Source organism: Streptomyces sp. NPDC058619 (assembly GCF_042717785.1).
Classification (GTDB): domain Bacteria; phylum Actinomycetota; class Actinomycetes; order Streptomycetales; family Streptomycetaceae; genus Streptomyces.
Map to the genome: position 1 here is coordinate 26,246 of NZ_JBHXQN010000007.1, position 21,407 is coordinate 47,652.

Sequence of the window (21,407 nt, forward strand, 5' to 3'; positions counted from 1 at the left end):
CGCTTTGGACGCATGGGGAAGTCGACGCAGCGGGGCCGTGACACTGCGGCGGCCCCGCAAGCAGTCACCTCGCCCTTACCGGCGCCCACAGGCTGACGCTCCATACGTCCCCGTGCCCTACGTGGTAGCCCCGCTCCTCCTCGTCGTCGTCCACGACGAGGACGGAAACGTTGGACGCGGCCGCCCGATATTCGAGGAAGCCGCCCTGGTCGGTCACCTTGAATTCCGGGGCTCCGGGGACACGGGCGAGCGCGTCCCGCACATCCTGCCAGGCTACGTAGCGGGGGAACTCGACGCCCATGGTCCGGGCCCATTCCTCCGCCATGTCGTAGCCGGATGCGAGCCGGTGCAACTCGATCGACCCACCGGACATCACCCACTCCTCGCCGGGGTTGAAGTAGAACTCGACGAATCCGTAGTCGCGGTGAAGTGATGCGCCACCCTCGTCGACGACATCGACGAAGCGGTGTGCGACGGCGCGGTCGACCTCGTCGAGGGTGGAGCCGATGCCGATCCCGTGCAGGCGTCCGGCCGCGATGAAGGAAGCAAGGAATTCGATGCCGGTCACGGCCAGTTCTCCAATTTGTCAATCAGGGCTTGCATTTCGGAGGAGCGATTCTGCTTGTTGCCCCAGTTGTGGTCGTCCATGTGCTCCTTCGCCGACTTGGCCTTGGCCAGAAGGTCCGCGCGCAGCTTCGGATCGTTGTTCACTGCGTCCACGGCTTGCTGGACGCTCTTGTCCGATGCCCAGCCGTCCTCGAGTCTGATGGGGGCACCCTGGATGTTGCCATCCCTGTCCACGGTGATGCTTACTTCGTGTTCCTTCCCCTTTTTCAGGGGGATGTGGATGTGCGCGCCCTTGGTGGCCCAGTCGGGGGCGACCGGAGAGACCCGGATCTTGCAGGGTTTGAGCCCTAGGGGGTCGGACCAGGTGTGTGGGTTGTGCACGTAGGTCGTCGGATTGGGTGCGGGGTCGAGACCGAGGGGATCGTTGCTGAGGTATCGGGCCGTCTCGGGGTCGTAGTGGCGGTGGAAGTTGTAGTGGAGTCCCGTCTCGGGGTCGAAGTACTGGCCCGGGAAACGCAACGGGGTGTACGCCGCGCTCGTGGTCGCCCATGTCGTCGTACCCCACAGCGTGCTGCGGGTCCGCCAGGCGAGGTCCCCCGACTCGTCGACAAGTTCGGTGGGCGCACCGACGAGGTCGGTCACGATGGCGTAGAAGCGTTCGTCCACGGTCTCCTGTGGCGTCTCTTTGCCGAGCATGCGTTCGGTCTGCGAGACAGGGCGTAGACCCATGTGCTCCCAGGTGAGGGCGATGGGCAAGGGCAGCGCGGCACCGTGGCTGATCTGCTCGCACAGCGTGGCGCCGTCCCAGGTGAAGGAGGTCTCCTCCAGCACGGTACTGCCGTCATCGGCGAGGCTTTGCTTGGCGATGCGGCGGCCGAGGGGATCGTAGAGGTACCGCCACACCGTGCCGTCCGGCGTGACTGTGGACACCAATCGGTCTTCCGCGTCCCAGGTGTAGCGCCAGGTGTCCGGCTTGTGGGAGAGCCTCGTCTTCTGCCGCAGCACGGTACGGCCTTGCGCATCGTGCTCATAGCGGACGTTACCGGCCCGCGTGAGGAGGGTGCCGGTGAAGGCCCGGGGCCCCGTGGCCTCCTGTCCGGGGTGGCTCGCGGGCCAGGCCGCGGCGGTCTGATTGCCTGCCGCGTCGTAGGCGTACGTTTCCGACCAGCCCGAGGCGTGCACGGCGGTGACCCGGCCCATCTCATCGAGGTCAAAGCGGCGGGTCCCGGAGAGCTGGTCCTCGACGCCGATCAGGTGGCCGTCCTCGCGGTAGGAGTACGTGCGGCGCTGGAGGTTGCGGCCCCGGCCGGATATCTGCTGATCGGCAAGACGTCCGCTCGCATCGAACCGATGGGCGAGACTCACCGTTTCGCCGATCCTGCGGATGAGTTCACGGCCGGCCGCGTCGCGCTCGAAGGCGATCGTACGGCCAGATGCCGTGAGCTCGACGGGGCGGCCAGCCCCGTCGTACGTCCGAGTGCTGACCGCACCGCTCGGGGTCGTCCGGCCGATGAGCTGGCCGAGCTCGTCGTAGTCGTATGCGAGCTCGCGACCGTTCACCGTCTCCGATTTCAGCCGTCCGTACCGGTCTCGCAGCCGCACCAGTGTGGCGTCGGCGTTCACCGCGACGGCGAGCTCGTCGAAGACGTCGTACTCGTAGGTGGTGACGGCACCCTCGCTGTCCTTGCGGAGGACCTGGCCCAGTTCGTTGCGATCGAAGCGGATGGTCTGACCGAGACCGTTTACACGCTCGACCAGCCGGCCGACCGCGTCGTACCGGTACCGCAAGGGCCGGTCGTCAAAGTCGACCTCGGACACGAGCCGGCCCGCGGCGTCGTACTCGTACTCCCAGGTCAGCCCGAGCGGGTTCGTCACACGGGTGAGCTGAAGGTTGATGTTGTGCTGGAACTCGTGCCGTACCCGGTCCGGTCCGGTCCGGGCCACCAGCAGGTCGAAGTCCGTGTACTCGTACCGGGTGGTCTGGCCCAAGGCGTCGGTATGGGTCAGGCAGTTGCCTTCGCCGTCGTACGTCCATGCCTGCCGACCGCCGTCCGGTTCGGTGCAGACGGCGATCTGGCTCTCTACGGTCCACTCGAAGCGGGTGACCGCCCCCAGCGGGTCGGCGATCGCAAGGGGACGGCCGAAAGCGTCGCGCTCGTAGCGTGTGACGGCGCTCAGAGGGTCGGTGACCTCGACCGGCAGCCCCGCGTCGTTGCAACGCAGGAGTGTGGTGGCACCAAGCGCGTCCGTCACCGAGGCGAGGTGTCCCGCATCGTCGTAGGTGAAGCGCGTGGTCGCCCCGGAGGCGTCGGTGTACGAGGTGCGGTTGCCGTGCTCGTCATAGGTCTGACGGATGACGGTGCCGTCGGCGTGTATCACGCGCACGGGCAGGCCGAGCTCGTTGTGCTCCGCGTACAGCTGCCGGCCGTCTGGGCGGACGACCTCCTTCAGCCGGCCCCCGTCGTCGTATGTGGAACGGGTGACGTGTCCGAGAGGGTCGGTCCGGGATAGCAGCCGGTGGTGGTGATCGTACGTGTAGCGGGTGACCGCTCCTGTCGGATCGATCTCCGCGACGACTTGGACCCGGTCGTTCACGAGGTACCGGGCGGTGTTGCCCAGCCCGTCGGTGATGGACGTCATACGCAGGCCGGTGGCCGGGTCGGAGCCGTCCCAAGTGAATCGGGATTCCATGTGGCCGTTGGTCCCTGCCTGGGCCGTACAGCGATGCTGGTCGTCGTAGACGTAGTCGAAGCGGCTGCCGTTCGTATCGGTCCACGAAGTGATCAGACCGTCGGCGTCGTAACCGAAGCGCAGCGGGCGGCCGGAGGAGTTCGTCACGTGCGTGAGGTGTCCGTCGGTGTATCCGTACCGGAGGATTTCCTGGTCGGTGCCGTCCCGAGCGGCTCCGGCGAGGTGCAGGGCGGTGACACGGCCGTTGGCGGTCGTCAGTTTCAGGTGGTAGCCGCCGTGGTGGACGACCGACGCCGGTGCCCCGGCCTCGTCGTAATCGAACGCGATCCAGCGGCCGCGGCGGTCGTCGATCTGCGTCAGGAGCGCCAGTTCGCCGTCACGTTCGGTGAAGTGCCGCACATAGCCGGTATCGGGGTCGGTGACGGTGTAATTGCCCTGATCACGGTCCAGCGGCCAGGGACGGCCGTGCGTCGGTAGTACGGGAACACCCGGTGCCGGATGCGGGTACGCGAGCAGGCTGCCGTCCTCGCAGACGAACACGACCCCTTCGGAGTCGATCTCCAGCCGCTGGTCGGCGGTCGACGACCAGGACGGGCCAAACCAGCGACCCGCGCGGTAGGACGACTCGAAGGTGCGCGCGAAGAGCAGGGGGAAGGAGCCCGGCAGTGCTATGTCCGTCTGCGGCAGGACCATCCGGCCGGTGGCCATGTCAACGGGGTCTCCGTCGCACGTGAGCTGTTTGCATTCCCGCCCCTTGCCGTCAGGATCGTCGTTGTGCCCGCCACGTCCCTTCCCATCCGGCACGTCGTCCAGGTGCTTGACGCGCGCCAGGGCTTTCAGTCCTCCGGCACCCTTGGTGCCGATGAGTTCGGGGAAGAGTCTGCCGAGGAACTCGCTCGGGTCTCCCTTGGCGGCGTCCCACGCGCTCTTCAGTGCCCGGTCCGGGTGTGCCGCGGTGGACGCCAGGCCGGCCAGGGTCATGTTGATGTTCTTGTAGTACTCAGCCGGGTGGGTGATGTTGTACGGGTCGAGCGGGCTGACCGCGCGGACGAAGTTGGTGATCCCGACGACGCCCTTGACCACACCACCTCCGAAGTGGAGCATCTCCACCCCCTGGCCCACGCCCCAGTCGGCCAGGTTGAGCTTGGCCCGGTCCGTGGCCGACGGCATCGCCGGCGCATGGGCGAGCGCGGCAGCGACCGCCTTGTTCGCCGTGTCGGCCGCCTCGTTGCGCTGACGACGGGCATCGTCCAGGACCTCCTGCGCCCGGTCCCGCCCGGCCTTGCCCGGATCGGTGAACGGGTCCGGCTTGGGCAGCGGATGGTCGCCCGTACGCGCGTCGTTGTAGGCGTCGACCTTCCTGTTGTAGGCGTCGACAGCGGTCTTCGAGGTTTCCTGCCCCTTCTTGTAAAGGGCGATGGCCTTCTTCGCCTTGCCCTGCGCCCACGTCACCGACGTGGCGTACGCCTCCAGGGCTTTGGCCGCGCCCTCGAAAGCATCCGCCGCGTGCAACCAGTCCGTGGGGAGCGTCTGGAACTTCTCCCGGAACGCGTTCGCCGCCTCACCCTTCCAGCGACTGGAGTCCAGGCCCTTCATGCCCTGACCCACTGAGTCGAAGGCGCTCTGGAAGTCCCGCAGGTTCTTGACGCTGGCGTTGATGTCACCGACGTTGCCGTGGATCAGCTCGTTGGCCTCCTCGGTCTGCCCGAGCTGCTGCTCGCCGACCTTCGCCCCCAGCGACGACGCCGTACGGTCACCCCAGTCCTCGACCGAGTCCGCCCAGTCCTCGGCACCGACGTATTCGAGACCGTCCCCGACGACGTCCGTGGCCTTGTCGATGCCCTCGCCGACGGCCCTCTTGCCCGCGTCCCAGCCCTCTTCGAGCTTGCCCAGACCCTTGTCGACCAGCCCCCCGAAGTCCACCATCTACTCGCTCCCCCACGTGGGCTGCTTCGCCCTGTCCACCGCTTCCTGCGTGGGATCCAGCGTCTCGCGCAGCTCCCGGTCCATCAGCTCGCGCTGCTCCCCGTCGAGCAGACCCGAGTTCTCCATCGAGTCCAGCAGACCGTCCTCCACGTCGTACGCGGTGTCCTGCCAGGTCTGCTTGACCTCCGCGTGGGCGTCGGAGAACGACTCGCCGCTCCAGTCCGCCCCGTCCCACTGGTGCTGGTCCCGGATCTCGTCCCAGTCCTTGGCCTTGACCTCGTCCTCCGACAGATGCGGGTTGCCGTTCACCCCGTTCACCGCGATCTTGAACGTGTCCTTCACGTACTGCTCCTGCTCGCTGATCGCACCCGCCGACAGGCCGACCGCCGACGCGAACCCGTTCCCGCGCATCATCAGGCCGCGCACGCCCCACTCCCAGCGCTCGCAGAACGTCTTGAACCCCGACGCCAGACCCTCGTGGCCCAACTGCATCCCGGACAGCGACAGATCCGAGAACCCACGACCCGTCGACGCCTCTCCGATCATGCCCAGGTCCTTCAGCTCGCCATGCGCCTTGTTGATGCCGCCGGCTATCAACTCCAGTGCACCCGGAGGCAGGTCGAGATCAGCATCAGCACCACTCACCGCGCGCCCCCGAGATCGACCACGGCCGACTCCGGCACCACACCGGCGACGGGCGGGAACAGCATCCCGTCATCGCCGCCGGCGTCCAGCGCCACACCCGCGGGCACCCCCAGCATCGGCACCATCACGTCCAACAGCCGTGCACCGAGAACCGTGCGGTACTCCCACTCCCGCTCCACCTCACCCTGCGCACGCGCGAACCTGGCCAGCGCCTCCTCGTCCGAGAACGCGCAGATCCACCGGACCCCGCCCTGCTCCGCCGTCCACAGGCTGCCGTACGGATCGAACGGCACCAGCACCGCCGTACGCCGGAACTCACCCAGCAGCACCGCGAACTCGCGCCGTGCCGCAGCCTCCCGGCCCTCGACGGGCGCGTTGGCCTTCGCTTCCGTCACGGCGGGCGCCACAACCGCGTCAGCCAGATCGGCCAGCCGCATGGGCTTCCCAGGCTGCGGGTTCGCTCCCCCTTGACCTTCCCCGTTCATCGTCACGACAGCGATCATCACATGTTCGGTTTTTCGACTGCAATCTCAGGTTGCGGCCCGGCGCGCCGCAGCGTGGGCCGCGGGCTACCCCTTCGCGATCCTGCTGATGGCGGTGGTCTGCGTCAGCCTCTACGTCGTCTTCAAGAAGCGAGACTGGCTGAAGGCGGGTCGACTCCGTGGATCCGCCGTGTGCTCGCGAAGGCTCCGAAAGGTTCCCTCCGGGGGTGGGGGACGTCAGGGGTGGCGGTACTTGGGGACCGTGGGGTCCTGTGCGGTGGCGTCGGCGGCCCGCTGGATCCGGGTGAGGGTCTCGGCCGGAGTGAGGCGGCCGGCCATCATCTCGCCGATCAGTCCCGCGATCACCTCGCGGTTGAGGGTCTGGTACCAGTCGGTGCGCGGCGCGACGGTGTGGGAGCCGGCCGCCGCGGCCATGGCGCTCGCCGACGCGAGCCCGGGCGGGAGGTCCATGCCCTCGGCCGCGCCGCGGACCGTCGTCAGGGAGGACGAGGTACGGGAGAAGTCGCGGGCGGACTCCCTGGTCAGCATCAGACGCAGGAGTTCCATGCCGCCCTCGGGGTTGGCCGAGTTCCGCGGGACTACGTAGGCCTCGCCGACCTGGGCCCAGATGGTCTCGAAGGGCATCGCGTCACCGGAGTCGAGACCCGGGGGCGGGGCCACCGCCATCCGGAAGCCCGGCGGGGTCGTCGCCGCCGCCTCCTTCTCCACCCAGGTGCCGTTGGGGATGAACAGTGCCTTGCCCTCCGTCCACGCGGTCTGCGACGCCGTGTGGTCGAGCTCGGGAGTGCCGGGCAGTACATAGCCCTTCGCGGTGAGCTCGTGGTAGGCCTCGAAGGCCTGCTGGACGGCCGGCTGCCGCCAGGCCTGCGGCTCCAGGTTCTCGATGGACTTCAGTACGTCGGGGCCGCCGATCTTCGCGATGAAGGGGTACAGAGTCCACTGCAGGTAGAAGGGGTACCGGCCCGGGTAGGTCCAGCCGGCGATGCCCTCCTTCGCGGCGGCCGCGCACAGCGCCAGCATCTCGTCCCAGGTCCTCGGAAGGCTCCAGCCGTGCCGTTCCAGGAGTTCTTCCGAGTACCAGAGGCCGAAGGCGGAGTAGGCGTAGTTCAGGGCCCACACCTCCTCGCCGCCGAACCGGCCCTTCTGTACGACGCCGTCGATCAGCGTCTCCCCGACCGTGAGGTCCGGGTCGTCGGCGGAGGGTGCGGCGAGCAGGGGCCGCAGGTCCGTCAGGGCCCCGGACGCGGCGAGCGCGGCCGTCGGCAGGGACTCGGGACCCGTGTTGTCGAGGAGGTCAGGCGGCGTGCCCCCGTCGAAGCGGGGCTGGATTGCGGCCCGGATGTCGGGGACGGCGGTGTGCGTGATCTCCGCCCCGGGGAAGGCCGCGCGGTAGCGGGCCTCGGCCTCGACGACGTACCGGTCGCCGAGGCCGCCGTCGAAGACGACGACGTCCAGGCCGGCGCGGGCGTCGACTCCGAAGGGACTGCCGGACTGCGTTTCCAATTCGTTCACCCTCAGCAAATCGATGCGTGTGCCGACCAATGCGGGCAACGCGATTATCGCGGCGTGCACAATTCAGCGGTCGGCAATTTACGAGGAATTCCAGTCCGGGCGGGTATGGGGTCGGCCATAGCGGGGCTACAGCGACGAGGACCCCTCGGCCGACCGAAAGAGCGGTGTTGAACTGTATCTATGATGTCGGTAGCGGGCGAGGTCGTCGGCAGGGGAAGTTTTACGGACGCCGACGGGGAAGAATTGGACGGAATGGCTTCGAAGGTCCACCGGTTTTATAGACAGGTCGGATTGGGGGCGGGATGCTGAGGCCTGAAATTTCGCCCCACCATTCGAGGCAGGTGTATGTGACCACAGTTCTGCAGTCCCACGTATTCAAAGTCGACGACACCGGGAACAGCCTCCCGTACCTGCTGCACCTGCCGTCCGGCTACCGCGAGGACGAGGCAGCGAAGTGGCCGTTGCTGCTGTTCCTGCACGGCGCCTCCGAGCGCGGCGACGACCCCATGGACCTCGTCGCGCACGGGCCGGTCAAGCAGTTGGCGCAGGGCGCCGAGCTGCCGTTCGTCGTGGTGGCCCCGCAGTGCCCGGCCTGCAGCACCTGGGCCCCGGAGATCAGCGGCGTACGCGCGCTCCTCGAAGAGGTCTTCGTGCGGTACCGCACGGACCCGGACCGTACCTACGTCACCGGGCTGAGCATGGGCGGGGCCGGGACCTGGGCGATCACCGCCCGCTACCCCGGGCGTTTCGCGGCGGCCGTCCCGATCTGCGGGTCGTGGATGCCCGAGGCCGCCGACCGGATCGGCGCCCTGCCCGTGTGGGCCTTCCACGGTGAGGACGACCTCAACATCCCGGTCGCCCACACCGACAAGGTCGTCGCCGCACTGCGCGAGCGCGGCAACGACGTCCGCTACACCCGCTATCCACCCATAGGGTGAGTTCGAACTCCTCGTCCATCCGGTAGAGGCAGGCGAAGAATCGGCAGGGGATGTCCTCGGCGGGCAGCCAGGTGAGGGAGCCGCCCAGTTCGGGATCCTCCTCCGGCGGGGGCTGGCGCCCGGGGATCCACGGCGCACCACGGCGTCGATGCTCTCCAGCGCGTCGGAGCCACTGACCCGGCCCCGTCGGCGCCGGGCCGTACCCCCGCCGATCTCGATCGCCGGCACCGGCTGATCCCGGCCATCAGCCGTAGACCGGTCTCCGCTTGCGCCTCCGCTTCTTCGAGAAGCGCGACTGGCCGTAGTCCGCGGCCCGGGTCGGCCCCTCTTGGACCCGGGGCGCGCCCCTCCGCTTCGACCCGCTCCTGGCGGCGGGGGTTCCCCGGTGCCGTGGGCTGGGCACCCCCGTGCCCCAGCCCACGGCCGAGGCCGCCCAGATCCCGGCGTTCGGGAAGGAAGTGCCCCCGAATACCGGTTTCACCGCGGGGGTCCGACGCCGTCGCGGCATCACCACTCTCCCGCGCGTCCTCTTCGCCCGCCAGCTTCGGTGCTCAGTACACTAGACGCGACTCGCCCTGTATCTGAGCACCAGTGCATCTAGCGGGCTAGATGACTGAAGGAACATACGTCGCCCCCCATGCGGCCTGTCAAGCGCCGCGTGGTGATCATCCGACGATGTGGCGTGGGTCACTTTCGATGAAGTCCGCTAGCCGGGTAGACGAGCTTGACCGCACTGTGTGATGAGAGCCGTCTAGGCCAGTAGATAATGCAGGTGGTGGTTCAGCATTCGACGAGATGCCAGGAGCAGACGGGAGCAGTGACGGTGATGGGCGAGGAAACCCCCACCGGCCGGCGGGACACCATGGGCGACCGCCTCGGCTTCTTGATCGAGACGATCCACCCGGTGAGCCGCGGTCCGTACACGTACCAGGAGATCGCCGAGGGCACCAGGCAGCTGCCCGGCCCGTCCGTCTCGCACGGCACGGTCCAGACCATCCGGCTGAACAGCAATCCGAACCCCGGCATCGACTCGATCCGCGCGATCGCCAACTTCTTCGGCGTCACCGTCGGATACCTCGCCGACGGCGAGAACGCCGAAGCGATCGAGCAGCGCATCGAGGAGAGGATCGCGCGACTGCGCGAGGAGACGGGCAAGGCCGCAGCAGCCGACGAGTTCGCCCAGGTCCTGGAGGACGAGCAGGTCAAGGCGGCGGCCTTCCGCCTCAGCGGACTGTCCGCCGGGTCCATGAGGTCCGTCACCGGCCTGATCAAGCAGCTCCGGAAGGCCGAGGGGCTTCCGGACGTGAATCCGCGCCGCCGCCGCCGCAAGGACGCGTGAGGGCGCGCAAGGACCCGTAGGAACGCGAACCGGACACGCTACCCGCGTGGGCGACGTCTTTCGGCCTGTCCGGACAACCCTTTCGGCCGCCCCCCACACTTCCGGTTACCCTCGAGGCGATCAGGTGTGCGAAGTGGGCGACGACATGCAGCGGTTGGGCCCCACGCCGGGGAGAGCCTCAGGGCGGGGAGGGCAACCATGCGGTGGTGGAAGCGCACTGATGCGGAGTGCGCCGCCGCCGCAGACCGACTCGTCATCCCGCAGCCGTTCGAGCTCGAGGCCTTCTGCGAAGGCATCGCCGAGCAGCGTGGCCGGCCACTGATCCTGCTGCCCCTCGACGGCCCTCCCGACCCGGCCCTGCCGTGCGGGATCTGGATCGGCCTGGAGGTCGCGGACCTCGTGTTCTACGACGCCGTCGCCGCCGAGATCCTCAAGGTGCAGATCGTCCTCCACGAGATCTCCCACATGCTGCTCGGGCACGTCGCCCCCGAGCTCGAAATATCGGAGCAGTCGTCGGAGCACGAACTCGCCCGCGCCTCCGAGCACTTTCAGCGCCTGCTGACACGCACGCACACGCCCGTCTCCGGTCTGGACCGTCCCGACCTTCCCGTCGCCTCGATCATCCGCGCCGAGGCGGCCCGGATCAGGAGCGTGGCCCGCACGAGCGAGCCGATCGACGAGGAACTCGGCCTCGACATCGACCGTCTGGCGCACCTCATGGGGCGGAGCAAGTTCGCGAGCCCGCAGGAGCGGCAGGCGGAGACCCTGGCCACGCTCATCCACGAGCGGGCCGGCCGCTACACGACGCAGTCCAACTCCGGCCAGGCCGAGGACCGTCTCGCGCGCCTGCACGACGCGCTCGGGCACCCCGTTCGAAACACCTGGTCATGAAGTGACAGCGTGAAGTGAAAGCCGTGAAGCGGAAGTCGTGAAGTGAAACGCATCGAAATCGCTGTCCTGATCATGCTGTGGGCGGTGACGGTCTGGCGGGTCCCCTCCGCCGTCCGCACCGTCAAGCAGCGAGCCCTGTGGACCGCGTTCGCCGCCCTGACCCTCTCCATGACGCTCCGCCTCCCCGGGGTGATGCTCGCCCTGGACGAGCGCGCCGGCGTCAACAACCTGTCCACGCTCGTCAAGCACTGCCTGGGCATGGTCGCCGCCGGCGCGGTGGTCGACTTCGTCGTCGCCGTCGCCAGGCCGGAGACCGGCCGCCGGCTGCGGGCCCGCCACTACGTCGCCCTCACGGCGATGGCCGTGATGGCGGTCCTCTTCGTCTTCTTCGTCCCGCGGCACCGTGAAGTGACCGACTTCTCCATGCAGAACGCGGGCAACGGCTGGGCCACGGCCTACTACCTCGTCTTCGTCGTCTACCTCGGCATCGCCATGGCCACCGCCACCTGGCTCTTCTGGGGCAGCGCGCGGCACGCCAGTGCCCGGTGGCTCCGTACCGGCGTACGCCTCATGGGCATCGGCACCGCCGTCGGCGTCCTCTACACCCTGCTGCGGTTCGGGTACATGACGAGCCGCCTCGCGGGCCTCACGGACAGCACCGGCGACATCGCGGTCGACCACGCCACCGACGCCCTGAAGTACATGGCGATCGGCTTCATCCTCGTCGGAAGCAGCATCCCCGCGTTCGGGGTGGCCTGGCGCACCGTCCAGGACGGCCGGCACCACAGGCAGCTCCAGCCGCTCTGGCAGGACCTGACCGCGGTCACCCCCGACATCGTCCTCAGGACCGGGCTCCTGCGCAGTCCGCGCCTGCGGCTGTACCGGAGGGTGATCGAGATCCGCGACGCCTCGCTGGCCCTCGACGCGTACGCCGACGAAGGCGTCCGCGAGCGCGCGCAGACCGCCGCGCGGCGGGCCGGATTCGACCCGCCGACGAGCCCGGCGGCCGAAGCGCTCTGGCTGCGGGCGGCGCGCGAGGCGAAGGCCCGCGGCGCCCTGCCCGTCAGCAGCACGCAGGAACCGGCCGCCGACGGGATCGACGACCTCGACTTCGCCGCCGAAGTCGGAAAGCTCCTCCAACTCGCCCGGATCTACCACTCCTCCGTGGCTGACGAGTTCCTCACCACCGCAACCAGCCAGGAGGCCACGGCGTGACGACCACGCTCACCCGCCCCGACGAGTCCCGGGCCGCGCGCCTGATCACCGACGGGCTCGATCCCAAGACCTGGATCATCGCCGACACCGTCCTCATCGGCTGGCACACCGGCCGCTTCGCCGGAATCGGGTGGGGTCTCCTCGGCTGCCTGTTCGCCGCGGTCATCCCGCTGGCCTTCATCAAGTACGGCATCCGCCGCGGCCGCTGGGCCGACCGGCACGTCGGCCAGAGGCAGCCGCGCATCGTCGTGATGACCTTCATCATATTCTCGGTGGCGACCGGCATCCTACTGTTGTGGGCCTTCGGAGCTCCCCGGAGCATGATCGCGCTGATCGCGGCCATGCTGGCCACCCTCGCCGTGCTCCTCGCCGTGACCCCCGCCTGGAAGATCAGCGTGCACGCCGCGGTGTCCTCCGGGAGCGTCGCCATGCTCGCCCTGACCTACGGACCCCGGGTCCTCCCCGCCTACGCGCTGGTCGCCGTCGTCGGCTGGTCCCGGGTCTCGCTGAAGGACCACACGCCCGCCCAGGTCCTCGCGGGCACCCTCGTGGGCGGCGCCGTCGCGGCCGGCACCTTCGCCCTGGTCCGATAGCCCGACCGGAGCCCACCGTACGAGGGCGCGCGCCCCGCGGGGCCCCCCGGGGGCGTGGCCGCCACTTGCCGCCTGCGGCCCCGGCCCCCTGTCGAGACGGGTCCCCGCGGTTCCTCGAATCGTCGTCCACGGCGTCCACGGTTTGCTGAACGCTCTTGTCCGATGCCCAGCCGTCCTCGACCGGTTCGTCGCTGCCCTGACCTAGGGGATGCGCTCGACTCCGCGCTACCGCAAGATCGGCGCGTGACGGAAGGCCGAACTTCCCGTCCCGGCCCGGACAGGCCGTCCCGCAGCTGCGCTTGTGGCCGCACTCCCTAACGGGCGCCCTCTCGACGGAGGGACCCAATCGCTGTTCCCAAGACGATCGAGCGATCGGCGCCTGGGTCATACCGCGTTGAGCTGACGATATTCATGTGTGGCGCGGGGGAACAGGGAGGACAGAATGTTCGACTGCAGCTCGCCATCGAGAGATGAGGCGAGGAATCGCGTGCAGGATACGGAGTAGTGCTCCCACCGGTCGCCACGTGCCTCGTTCAACATGACGGTCCATTGGTCCGGCTCAAGACCTGGACGAACAAGCCAGTAGAGACATTCTCCGTTGTCCGTGGTCGCCCAGGGGATGACTCGGGACCCGTCTACCTCCAGCTCCGGGGGCTTCTTCTCGAATTCCCACAGGTCTTCCAAGACTTCGGCTTGGTTCTTTGCCCATTCGATGAGGTCATAATTTTCGCTGGGGCAGCCGGGCTCCAGGAGGTAAAGATAGTCGTCCCAGTTGCTCCCGCCGTAGAGGCGAATGAGCTCCTTGTAGTCGGATGGAAGGTCGACCTCAAGGCTGCGCTCCACCTCACTCCAGTCCTTGTGACGGGGCACGTCCGGTGCCGGAGCGATTTCGAGGAGACGAGCAAGGGAACTGGTCATGGCGGGAGTCCTCCTCCTGAAGTCAACGAGTATGGGCGGCAGGGCAGCTACTGACCTTGAACTCGTGATGTCGGTGGTGTCTCGGAGACCGCTGGACTCTGGCCGTTCGAGATCAAGAGCGTGTCTGCAGCCAGCGACGTGCGGTGGCCAGGGTCACCTCGACGTCGTCGCTCCATGAACAGACTTCCAGCCACGACAGGTAGCCGCCTTGCGTGAAGACCAGGACCTCACCCGGGCACTCGCCCCCCTCCCCGCGTCGCGGTCAACCCGATGCCCTGCGCGTATCTCACGTTCCAGAGCTACTGGAGCTGAGCTGCCGCCGTAAGGCGAACGGCGCGAATATCACCCAATCAAGTTCAGTAGCGGAGAGCCCGGTGCCCATCCCCCAGGCGCTCAGGCTGCGGCTTCGCCAGGTTCCTCGTTCTCGTCCTCACCCCGACAACGGGCGGGAACAGCATCCCGTCGTCGCCGCCGGCATCCAGCGCCGCACCCGCGGGCACCCCCGGCATGGGCACCGTCACGTCCAGCAGGCACGCACCGTGCGGTACTCCCACTCCCGGTCCGAGTCGTGCTGCGCACGCGCGGAAGCCCGACAGTGCCTCCTCGTCCGAGAAGGCGCAGACCCACGGGGTCAGTGGGTGCGGGCCACCCGTCGCTCGTCCCACACCGGCTCGGCGGTCTCGCGGACGACGCCGTCCGCGCCGAAGACCAGGTACCGGTCGAAGGACGTGGCGAACCACCGGTCGTGCGTGACGGCCAGGACCGTGCCCTCGTACGCCTCCAGTCCCTCCTGCAGGGCCTGCGCCGACTCCAGGTCGAGGTTGTCCGTCGGCTCGTCGAGCAGCAGCATCGTGGTACCGGCCAGTTCCAGGAGGAGGATCTGGAAGCGGGCCTGCTGGCCGCCCGAGAGCTTGTCGAACGGCTGGTCGCCCTGGCGCTCCAGCTCGTACCGCCGCAGCACCGACATCGCCCGGCCCCGGTCCCGGGCGTGTTCCGTCCACAGGATGTCGACGAGCGAGCGGCCCAGCAGCTCCGGGTGGACGTGCGTCTGGGCGAAGTGGCCCGGCACGACCCGGGCGCCCAGTTTCCAGGCGCCACGGTGCCCGACCGACGGGTCCCCCGCGAGCAGCCGCAGGAAGTGTGATTTCCCGGAACCGTTGGAGCCGAGCACCGCGACCCTCTCCCCGTAGAAGACCTCCAGGTCGAACGGCCGCATCAGACCCGTCAGTTCGAGGTCCTCGACGGTGACGGCGCGCACCCCGGTGCGGCCCCCGCGCAGTCGCATGCTGATCTCCTGCTCGCGCGGCGGCTCCGGCGGCCGGCCCGCCTCCTCGAACTTGCGCAGCCGGGTCTGCGCCGCCTGGTAGCGCGAGGCCATCACGTCGCTGCGGGCGGCGTACTGCTGCATGTCCTGGACGAGCTTCTTCAGCTGTGCGTGCTTCTCGTCCCAGCGCCGCTTGAGCTCCTCGAAGCGTGCGAACCGCTCCCGCCGGGCCGCGTGGAAGGTGGTGAAGCCGCCGCCGTGCACCCACACCTCGGATCCGGCCGGGCTGGGCTCGACGGCCACGATCTTCTCGGCGGCGCGGGCGAGCAGCTCCCGGTCGTGCGAGACGAACAGCACGGTCTTGCGAGTCTCGGCCAGCTGCTCCTCCAGCCACCGTTTGCCGGGGACGTCCAGGTAGTTGTCCGGCTCGTCGAGCAGCAGCACCTCGTCGGGGCCGCGCAGCAGTGCCTCCAGGACCAGCCGCTTCTGCTCGCCGCCGCTGAGCGGCCGGACCTCGCGCCACTGGGCCTTCTCGTACGGGATGCCGAGCGCGGCGGTGGTGCACATGTCCCAGACGGTCTCGGCCTCGTACCCGCGGGCCTCGGCCCAGTCGCTCAGCGCCTGCGCGTACGCCATCTGGGCGGCCTCGTCGTCGACCGTCATGACGAGGCGCTCCGCCGCGTCGACCGCGCCGGCGGCCTTCCGGATCCGCGGCTGTGCCACGGACACCAGGAGGTCCCGTACGGTCCTCTCGTCGCGTACGGAACCGACGAACTGCGGCATCACGCCCAAGCCGCCGCCGGTGGTCACGGTGCCCGCGTGTGCCTTGAGTTCACCGGAGACCAGGCGCAGCAAGGTGGTCTTCCCGGACCCGTTCGCGCCGACGAGCGCCACGACCGCGCCTTCGCCCACCCGGAACGACACGTCCCCGAGGAGGACCCGCCCGTCCGGCAGGTAGTACCTCAGGTGCACGGCCTCCACATGTCCCATGCGGCGCCATTCTTCTTCCTGTCGTCATGATCGGCAACGCAATTTGTTCCGGCCGCGGGCGCCGGGCGCCGGTATGTGTCGCGGATTCGGACGGCCGGGGATCAATCCAGTCATTCGTGAATGGGTGGATGATTGCCGGAGGAGTCCGACCTGACATATTCGCAATCCCGCAGATCGCTCGTCCGCAGGCCGTTTCGGGGTCCGCCGAGCAGTCCGGGAGCCGGCGCGGAGACCCGCCTCCAGGCCGCGTTCGGCCCGGTCCACCAGGGTCCGACCCGCTTTCGGCGTGACCGCCGAGCAGCCGGTTCACCAGCCGGTTACCGGACAAGCAGGGTGAAACAGCGGGTTGACGGGCCTGGGGTGGCCTGGGACGTCTCGCTCCAGGAGAACATCCCCGAGGACCGTCTGGCCCGCGTGTACTCGTACGACGCGCTCGGGTCCTTCATCGCGCTGCCGATCGGGGAGATGGCCGCCGGTCCGCTGAGCGACCTGATCGGCAAGGAGACCACCCTGCTGGCGGGCGCCGCCCTGGTCACGTTGGCGACGGCCGCGGCCCTGTGCAGCCGCGACCTGAGGAACCTCGTCTCCAACCCGCCCGCCCCCGTCAAGCAGGCGGCCTGACGGGAGGCTCCCCGTCGACCCTCGCCCCGGCCGCCCCGCCCGTCCCAGCCGCCCCGGGTAGCAGGCCCGACCGCTGAGCGGTCAGATGGGGTCCACGTCCAGGAAGGCCGCGAGGGAGGGTTCCGCGGCGCCCGGGGAGCCGGGGAGGGCCTGTTCCGCCCAGATGACCTTGCCGTCGGGGGTGTACCGGGTGCCCCAGTGCTCGCTGAGCTGGGCGACCAGGAACAGTCCGCGGCCCCCCTCGTCCGTGGTCGCGGCGTACCGCAGGTGGGGGGCGGTACTGCTGCCGTCCCACACCTCGCAGGTCAGGCCCCGGTCGTGCAGCAGCCGTACCCGCACCGGGGCCCTGCCGTGGCGCAGGGCGTTGGTGACCAGTTCGCTGAGGATCAGTTCCGTGGCGAAGGCGAGTTCCGGCAGGCCCCACTCGTCGAGCTTCTTCGCGGCGGCGTTGCGCGTGGCGCCGACCGCGCTCGGCTCGAACGGGACGTCCCACTGCGCGACCCGGTCCGGGCCGAGGGTCCGCGTACGGGCGATGAGCAGCGCCACGTCGTCGGTCGGCCGCTCGGGCAGCAGGATGTCGAGGACGGCCCGGCAGCTCTCCTGCGGGTCTCGCTCGGGGTGGCTCAGCGCGGTGCGCAGCAGTTCCAGGCCCTCGCCGATGTCCCGGGTGCGCTCCTCGACCAGGCCGTCCGTGTAGAGGACGAGCTGGCTGCCCTCCGCCAGGTACAGCTCCGCCGTTTCGAACGGCATGCCTCCCAGCCCCAGCGGGGGGCCGGCCGGCAGGTCCACGATTTCCGTGGCGCCGTCGGGGGCGACGACGAGGGGCGGCAGGTGGCCGGCCCGCGCCATCGTGCAGCGCTGCGACACCGGGTCGTAGACGGCGTACAGGCAGGTGGCGCCGAGGACGCCGCCGCCCGTGTCGTCTCCGTCCCCGTCGTGGTCGATGCGCTGTACGAGGTCGTCCAGACGGGCGAGGATCTCGTCGGGGGGCAGGTCGAGGGAGGCGAAGTTGTGCACCGCCGTGCGCAGCCGGCCCATGGTGGCCGCGGCGTGCAGGCCGTGTCCGACGACGTCCCCGACGACCAGCGCGACCCGGCTGCCAGCGAGCGGGATCACGTCGAACCAGTCTCCGCCGACCCCGGACTGGGCGGGCAGGTAGAAATGCGCCACGTCGACGGCGCTCTGCTCGGGCAGGGCGCGCGGCAGCAGGCTGCGCTGGAGCGTTTCGGCGAGGGCGTGCTCGCGGGTGTAGCGGCGGGCGTTGTCCATGCTGATCGCCGCGCGGGCGACGAGTTCCTCGGCCAGCGACAGCTCGTCCTCGTCGAAGGGCTCGGGCTTCTCCGACCGCCAGAAGTTGACCACGCCGAGGACGACGCCCCGGGCCGTGAGCGGGGCCGCGATGAGCGAGTGGATGCCGTAGTCGATGATGGCCCGGGCGCGCGGCGGGTCCTGGGCCTGCCAGCCCGGCGCGTCCTCCAGGCGGGTGACCAGCTCGGCCTGGCCGGTGCCGAAGCCGCGTGCCTGGGGGGTGGACGGCAGGAAGTCGATCAGCCGGCCGCGGGGGTAGAGGGGGTGGTCGGCGCGGATGCCGCTGACCGCCGTGCGCCGCATGTCGGCGCCCGGGGCGGGCTCGTCGCCGTCGAGCACCTGGTCGGCGAGGTCGACCGTCACGAAGTCCGCGAACCGGGGTACGGCCACGGCGGCGAGCTCCTCGGCCGTGCGGACCACGTCGAGGCTGGTGCCGATGTCGCCGCCGGCGTCGTACAGGAGCTTGAGCCGCTTGCGGGCCGTCTCGGCCCGGCTGGTCAGGACCTGCATCTCGGTGGAGTCGCGGATGGTGACGGCGGTGCCCTCCGGGCGGCCGCGGGGGTGGGTGAGCCGCTGGTTGACGACGAGCAGCCGGTCCCCGGTCTCCAGGACCTCGTCGGTGGCGACCCGGCCGGACAGCAGCAGGTCGGCCATCCGGCGGTCGAGGCACGGCACGTTCCCGATGTAGCGGCCCTCGGCGTCGTCCGGCAGGCCGAGGAGCCGTTTGGCCTCGTCGTTCGCCAGCAGGAGCCGTCCGTCACCGTCGGTGATCAGCACCCCTTCGCGGACGGCATGGAGCACCGCGTCGTGATGCTCGTACATGCGGGTCATCTCCTGCGTGCCGAGCCCGTGGGTCTGGCGGCGCAGCCGTCGGCTGATGAGCGCCGTGCCGCCGGTGGCCAGGGCCAGGCCGGTCGCGATGGCCAGGAGGATGACCGGGAGCTGCCGGTCGACGACCCCGGTCACGTTCTTCACGGTCAGGCCGGCGGAGACCAGGCCGATGACGCGGCCGTCGGAGGCGGTGACCGGCACGACGGCCTGGATCTCCTTGCCGAGGGGGCCCTGCACGCTCTCCGTGTGGACCCGTCCGGCGAGGGAGGGCTCGATGGAGCCGACGAACCGTTTTCCGATGCGGTCCGGCTGGGGATGGGAGTAGCGGATGCCGTTGGTGTCCATCACCACGATGAAGTCGACCCCGGCGGCCTTGCGCGTCTCCTCGGCGACGGGCTGCAGGATGGCGGCGGGGTCGGACGTCCGCAGAGCGGCCGGCAGGCCCAGGGAGTGGGCGAAGGTTTCCGCGACGGAGACCGACCGGTTGCGCGCCTCACGGTCGATGTCGTGTCGCGACTGCAACACGAGGGCCAGGAGGGCTCCGGCGGCGAGCAACACCACGATCGCCACCTGGAGGACGAACACCTGGCCGGCGACGCTTCGGAACCTGATGCCTAGGGGTGACCGCACCGACGTGCCCGGCACGGGAGGCGAGGAAGGGTCACGATCCCAGTTGTAGCACTTCCGGGCGCCCGCGGCCCCCGGCACGCACAATTCACACCCTGGCGGTTACCCGCCGTCCCCCGCCGGCCGGACGGCGGGCCGCCGGCGTCACGCGTACGGGACCCGCGTCACGCGGTACGGGGGCTGCCGGCGGCCAGGGCGGTGGCGGGCCGCGCCTGAGCGGACTCCGGGGCGGCGGGGGCCTGCGGGGCCTGCGGGCTCTGCGGGGCCGCGGGCGCCTGGGGGCTCTGCGGGGCCTCCGTGGCCGGCGGGGTGCAGGTGACCTCGTCGCGGGGCGTGTAGTGGGTCTTGAACTCCTCGCGCCGGACTTCCTTGCCGCCCTGTACGAACACGCGCCCGACGGACACGTCGAAGCCTTCCAGCGGAGTCTGCACCTCGCACGTCGGTCCGCTGCCCGTCCGCTTGGCGGGCGGCGTGACGTTGGTGCGCGGCCCCTTGGTCGCGCGCACCTCGTCGTACTTCTTCGTGCCGAGCAGGCTGATGGTCAGGGACGTGTCGGTGGATTCGGCCTGGATGTAGAGGGGGTGGCCGGTGTCGTTGATCCAGCGCAGGTCGAGGGTGCCCCAGGCGACCGTGGCCTCCCGGCCCTCGGGGTAGCGCTCGATGTAGAACGAGTGGGCGCCGTGCTCGACGGGCTTGACGCCCGCGAAGAACATGGCGTTGTACATGGTGGTGGCGACCGCCGAGACGCCGCCGCCGGGCGACTTCACGTACTGGCCGTCGTTGATCATGATGCCGTCGACGAAGCCGTTCTCCGGGGTGCGCTCCCCGACCGTCCGGTTGAAGCTCCACTCCTTGCCCGGCATGACCACGGATCCGTTGATGAGCTCCACGGCGCGGCCGATGTTGGTGGTGCGGTACGGGGCGGCCGGGAAGGACACGGTGAAGGAGGAGACCTTCTCCTTGATGCCGAGGCGCCGGGCGTCGGCGGGGGTGAGGTCCGGCTTGACGGCGACGGTGGCGACCTCGGCGCTGCGGGCGGCTCCCGCGCGGGTCAGCAGTGGCATGACCGCCTGGCCGAGCGCCGCGTCGGTGACCTTGCGGCCCGTCCGGCCCTCGTCCTCGACGATCACGCGGCCGTCGGCGGCGAGGCCGAGGTCGGCGTCGCGCGGGACCCCGGTGGCCTCCTTGACCGGGCGGGCCACCGCGGCGTCGGCGAGGAGGCCCTTGGCGTCGAGGTCGGGCACGAGGCGGCCCTGGCCGTCGGCCTTCATCGCGAGGTGCTCGCCGAGGACCGCGGGGCTTATGGAGATGCGCTTGCCCGCGACGCCGAGGGTGACCGGTCCCGACATGGCCGGCTGCGCGAACTGCCGCATCGCCCGGTCGGTCTCCTCGGCCCCTGTGCGCGGCCTGGTGCTCTCGACCGCCAGCACGACGGGGCCGCTGCCCGGTTTCAGGTACGCGTCACGGAGGGTGTCGTAGGCGCGGTCCTCGATCAGGTCGACGCCCGGCTGCGGGGTGACGGCCTTCGCCGCGCCCTTCTCGAACGCGATCACCCCGTCGCGGACCTGCTGCCTGGTGGTGTCGGCGAGGCGGTCGACGGCGGCCCGGCCGGTCCGCTCGTCGGTGCGGATCACGGGCGGGACGTCCCGGTCGCCGGAGGCGAAGAGCCTGCCGATGACGGTGACGGGGCCGTGTCCGGCGGGAGCGGCCTCCGCCACGGTCGCGGCTGCGTCGAAGGCCAGCCCGAGCGCGGCCGGGTCGGCCTTCTCGACGCGGTCGCCTATCTTCATCGCGACCGGCGCCGCGGCGGCGGGCCCGAGCTCCCGCTCCAGCGTCCGCCGGGCCTCAGCCCGGTCCATGCCGCCGATGTCCACGCCGAGGACCCGCGTGCCCGGGTCGACGTCGACGCCGGCCACGAGCCCGGTGACGTAGAGGCCGCCCAGTCCGAGTACGACGGCTCCACCCGCCACCGGCAGGGCGATCCGCCAGTTACCGGTCCAGCTGCCCGCGCGTCCCATGTCACTCCCT

At 69.9% G+C, this 21,407-nt stretch carries 15 protein-coding genes; 6 read left to right on the forward strand and 9 right to left on the reverse strand.

Annotated features, from left to right (window positions below):
* Positions 1 to 64 precede the first annotated feature (64 nt).
* The 5 genes from ACFWTC_RS09500 to ngcE all read right to left on the reverse strand — a co-directional run bounded on the left by ACFWTC_RS09500 (position 65) and on the right by ngcE (position 7,844).
* The gene (locus ACFWTC_RS09500) at positions 65 to 568 is read right to left on the reverse strand and encodes a hypothetical protein (protein WP_384026498.1); all 504 of its coding nucleotides are present in this window, start codon (positions 566 to 568) and stop codon (positions 65 to 67) included.
* The gene (locus tag ACFWTC_RS09505; RefSeq protein ID WP_384026501.1) at positions 565 to 5,184 is read right to left on the reverse strand and encodes a putative T7SS-secreted protein; all 4,620 of its coding nucleotides are present in this window, start codon (positions 5,182 to 5,184) and stop codon (positions 565 to 567) included. Before ACFWTC_RS09505 ends, ACFWTC_RS09500 begins: the two co-directional genes overlap by 4 nt.
* A complete protein-coding gene (locus ACFWTC_RS09510; protein ID WP_383932415.1) occupies positions 5,185 to 5,829 on the reverse strand; it encodes a hypothetical protein in 645 nt (214 codons plus the stop codon). It abuts the gene before it with no gap.
* The gene (locus tag ACFWTC_RS09515) at positions 5,826 to 6,332 is read right to left on the reverse strand and encodes an SseB family protein (RefSeq protein WP_384026504.1); all 507 of its coding nucleotides are present in this window, start codon (positions 6,330 to 6,332) and stop codon (positions 5,826 to 5,828) included. Before ACFWTC_RS09515 ends, ACFWTC_RS09510 begins: the two co-directional genes overlap by 4 nt.
* 216 nt (positions 6,333 to 6,548) lie before the next feature.
* Positions 6,549 to 7,844 carry an N-acetylglucosamine/diacetylchitobiose ABC transporter substrate-binding protein gene (ngcE, locus tag ACFWTC_RS09520; RefSeq protein WP_384026506.1) on the reverse strand — a complete coding sequence of 432 codons (1,296 nt, stop codon included), beginning with the start codon at positions 7,842 to 7,844 and terminating at the stop codon, positions 6,549 to 6,551.
* Positions 7,845 to 8,191: 347 nt separating this feature from the next.
* On the opposite strand from ngcE, the gene ACFWTC_RS09525 reads away from it, so the two are divergent.
* The 5 genes from ACFWTC_RS09525 to ACFWTC_RS09545 all read left to right on the forward strand — a co-directional run bounded on the left by ACFWTC_RS09525 (position 8,192) and on the right by ACFWTC_RS09545 (position 12,820).
* Entirely contained in the window at positions 8,192 to 8,782 is a 591-nt protein-coding gene (locus ACFWTC_RS09525) for a dienelactone hydrolase family protein (protein ID WP_384026509.1), read from the forward strand.
* An 826-nt stretch (positions 8,783 to 9,608) separates the two neighbouring features.
* Positions 9,609 to 10,121 (forward strand): XRE family transcriptional regulator, encoded by a 513-nt coding sequence (locus ACFWTC_RS09530; protein ID WP_383932420.1) that lies wholly within the window; start codon positions 9,609 to 9,611, stop codon positions 10,119 to 10,121.
* A gap of 198 nt (positions 10,122 to 10,319) precedes the next feature.
* Complete coding sequence (locus tag ACFWTC_RS09535; protein ID WP_383932422.1) at positions 10,320 to 11,012, forward strand: hypothetical protein; 693 nt, start codon at positions 10,320 to 10,322, stop codon at positions 11,010 to 11,012.
* A gap of 42 nt (positions 11,013 to 11,054) precedes the next feature.
* Positions 11,055 to 12,227 (forward strand): MAB_1171c family putative transporter, encoded by a 1,173-nt coding sequence (locus ACFWTC_RS09540; RefSeq protein WP_383932423.1) that lies wholly within the window; start codon positions 11,055 to 11,057, stop codon positions 12,225 to 12,227.
* Positions 12,224 to 12,820 (forward strand): hypothetical protein, encoded by a 597-nt coding sequence (locus ACFWTC_RS09545; protein WP_383932425.1) that lies wholly within the window; start codon positions 12,224 to 12,226, stop codon positions 12,818 to 12,820. The genes ACFWTC_RS09540 and ACFWTC_RS09545 overlap by 4 nt, the downstream gene beginning before the upstream one ends.
* Before the next feature lie 384 nt (positions 12,821 to 13,204).
* Here ACFWTC_RS09545 and ACFWTC_RS09550 read toward each other — a convergent pair whose 3' ends face one another.
* Together ACFWTC_RS09550 and ACFWTC_RS09555 are read right to left on the reverse strand one after the other, a co-directional pair.
* Positions 13,205 to 13,738 carry an SMI1/KNR4 family protein gene (locus ACFWTC_RS09550; RefSeq protein ID WP_384026512.1) on the reverse strand — a complete coding sequence of 178 codons (534 nt, stop codon included), beginning with the start codon at positions 13,736 to 13,738 and terminating at the stop codon, positions 13,205 to 13,207.
* Between the two features lie 631 nt (positions 13,739 to 14,369).
* The gene (locus ACFWTC_RS09555) at positions 14,370 to 15,992 is read right to left on the reverse strand and encodes an ATP-binding cassette domain-containing protein (RefSeq protein WP_384026515.1); all 1,623 of its coding nucleotides are present in this window, start codon (positions 15,990 to 15,992) and stop codon (positions 14,370 to 14,372) included.
* Positions 15,993 to 16,352: 360 nt separating this feature from the next.
* Here ACFWTC_RS09555 and ACFWTC_RS09560 point away from each other — a divergent pair, with 360 nt between their 5' ends.
* Positions 16,353 to 16,613 carry a hypothetical protein gene (locus tag ACFWTC_RS09560; protein ID WP_384026517.1) on the forward strand — a complete coding sequence of 87 codons (261 nt, stop codon included), beginning with the start codon at positions 16,353 to 16,355 and terminating at the stop codon, positions 16,611 to 16,613.
* An 81-nt stretch (positions 16,614 to 16,694) separates the two neighbouring features.
* On the opposite strand, the gene ACFWTC_RS09565 is transcribed toward ACFWTC_RS09560, so the two are convergent.
* Together ACFWTC_RS09565 and ACFWTC_RS09570 are read right to left on the reverse strand one after the other, a co-directional pair.
* A complete protein-coding gene (locus ACFWTC_RS09565; RefSeq protein ID WP_383925295.1) occupies positions 16,695 to 19,337 on the reverse strand; it encodes a SpoIIE family protein phosphatase in 2,643 nt (880 codons plus the stop codon).
* Between the two features lie 206 nt (positions 19,338 to 19,543).
* Entirely contained in the window at positions 19,544 to 21,397 is a 1,854-nt protein-coding gene (locus ACFWTC_RS09570; protein WP_384026520.1) for a VanW family protein, read from the reverse strand.
* Positions 21,398 to 21,407: the final 10 nt, after the last annotated feature.

Bases quoted from the DNA above. Each gene is read 5' to 3' on its own strand.
- ACFWTC_RS09505 (WP_384026501.1), bottom strand. From the start codon at position 5,184: ATGGTGGACTTCGGGGGGCTGGTCGACAAGGGTCTGGGCAAGCTCGAA.
- ACFWTC_RS09515 (WP_384026504.1), bottom strand. From the start codon at position 6,332: ATGATCGCTGTCGTGACGATGAACGGGGAAGGTCAAGGGGGAGCGAAC.
- ACFWTC_RS09530 (WP_383932420.1), top strand. From the start codon at position 9,609: ATGGGCGAGGAAACCCCCACCGGCCGGCGGGACACCATGGGCGACCGC.
- ACFWTC_RS09535 (WP_383932422.1), top strand. From the start codon at position 10,320: ATGCGGTGGTGGAAGCGCACTGATGCGGAGTGCGCCGCCGCCGCAGAC.
- ACFWTC_RS09550 (WP_384026512.1), bottom strand. From the start codon at position 13,738: ATGACCAGTTCCCTTGCTCGTCTCCTCGAAATCGCTCCGGCACCGGAC.
- ACFWTC_RS09555 (WP_384026515.1), bottom strand. From the start codon at position 15,992: ATGGGACATGTGGAGGCCGTGCACCTGAGGTACTACCTGCCGGACGGG.
- ACFWTC_RS09570 (WP_384026520.1), bottom strand. From the start codon at position 21,397: ATGGGACGCGCGGGCAGCTGGACCGGTAACTGGCGGATCGCCCTGCCG.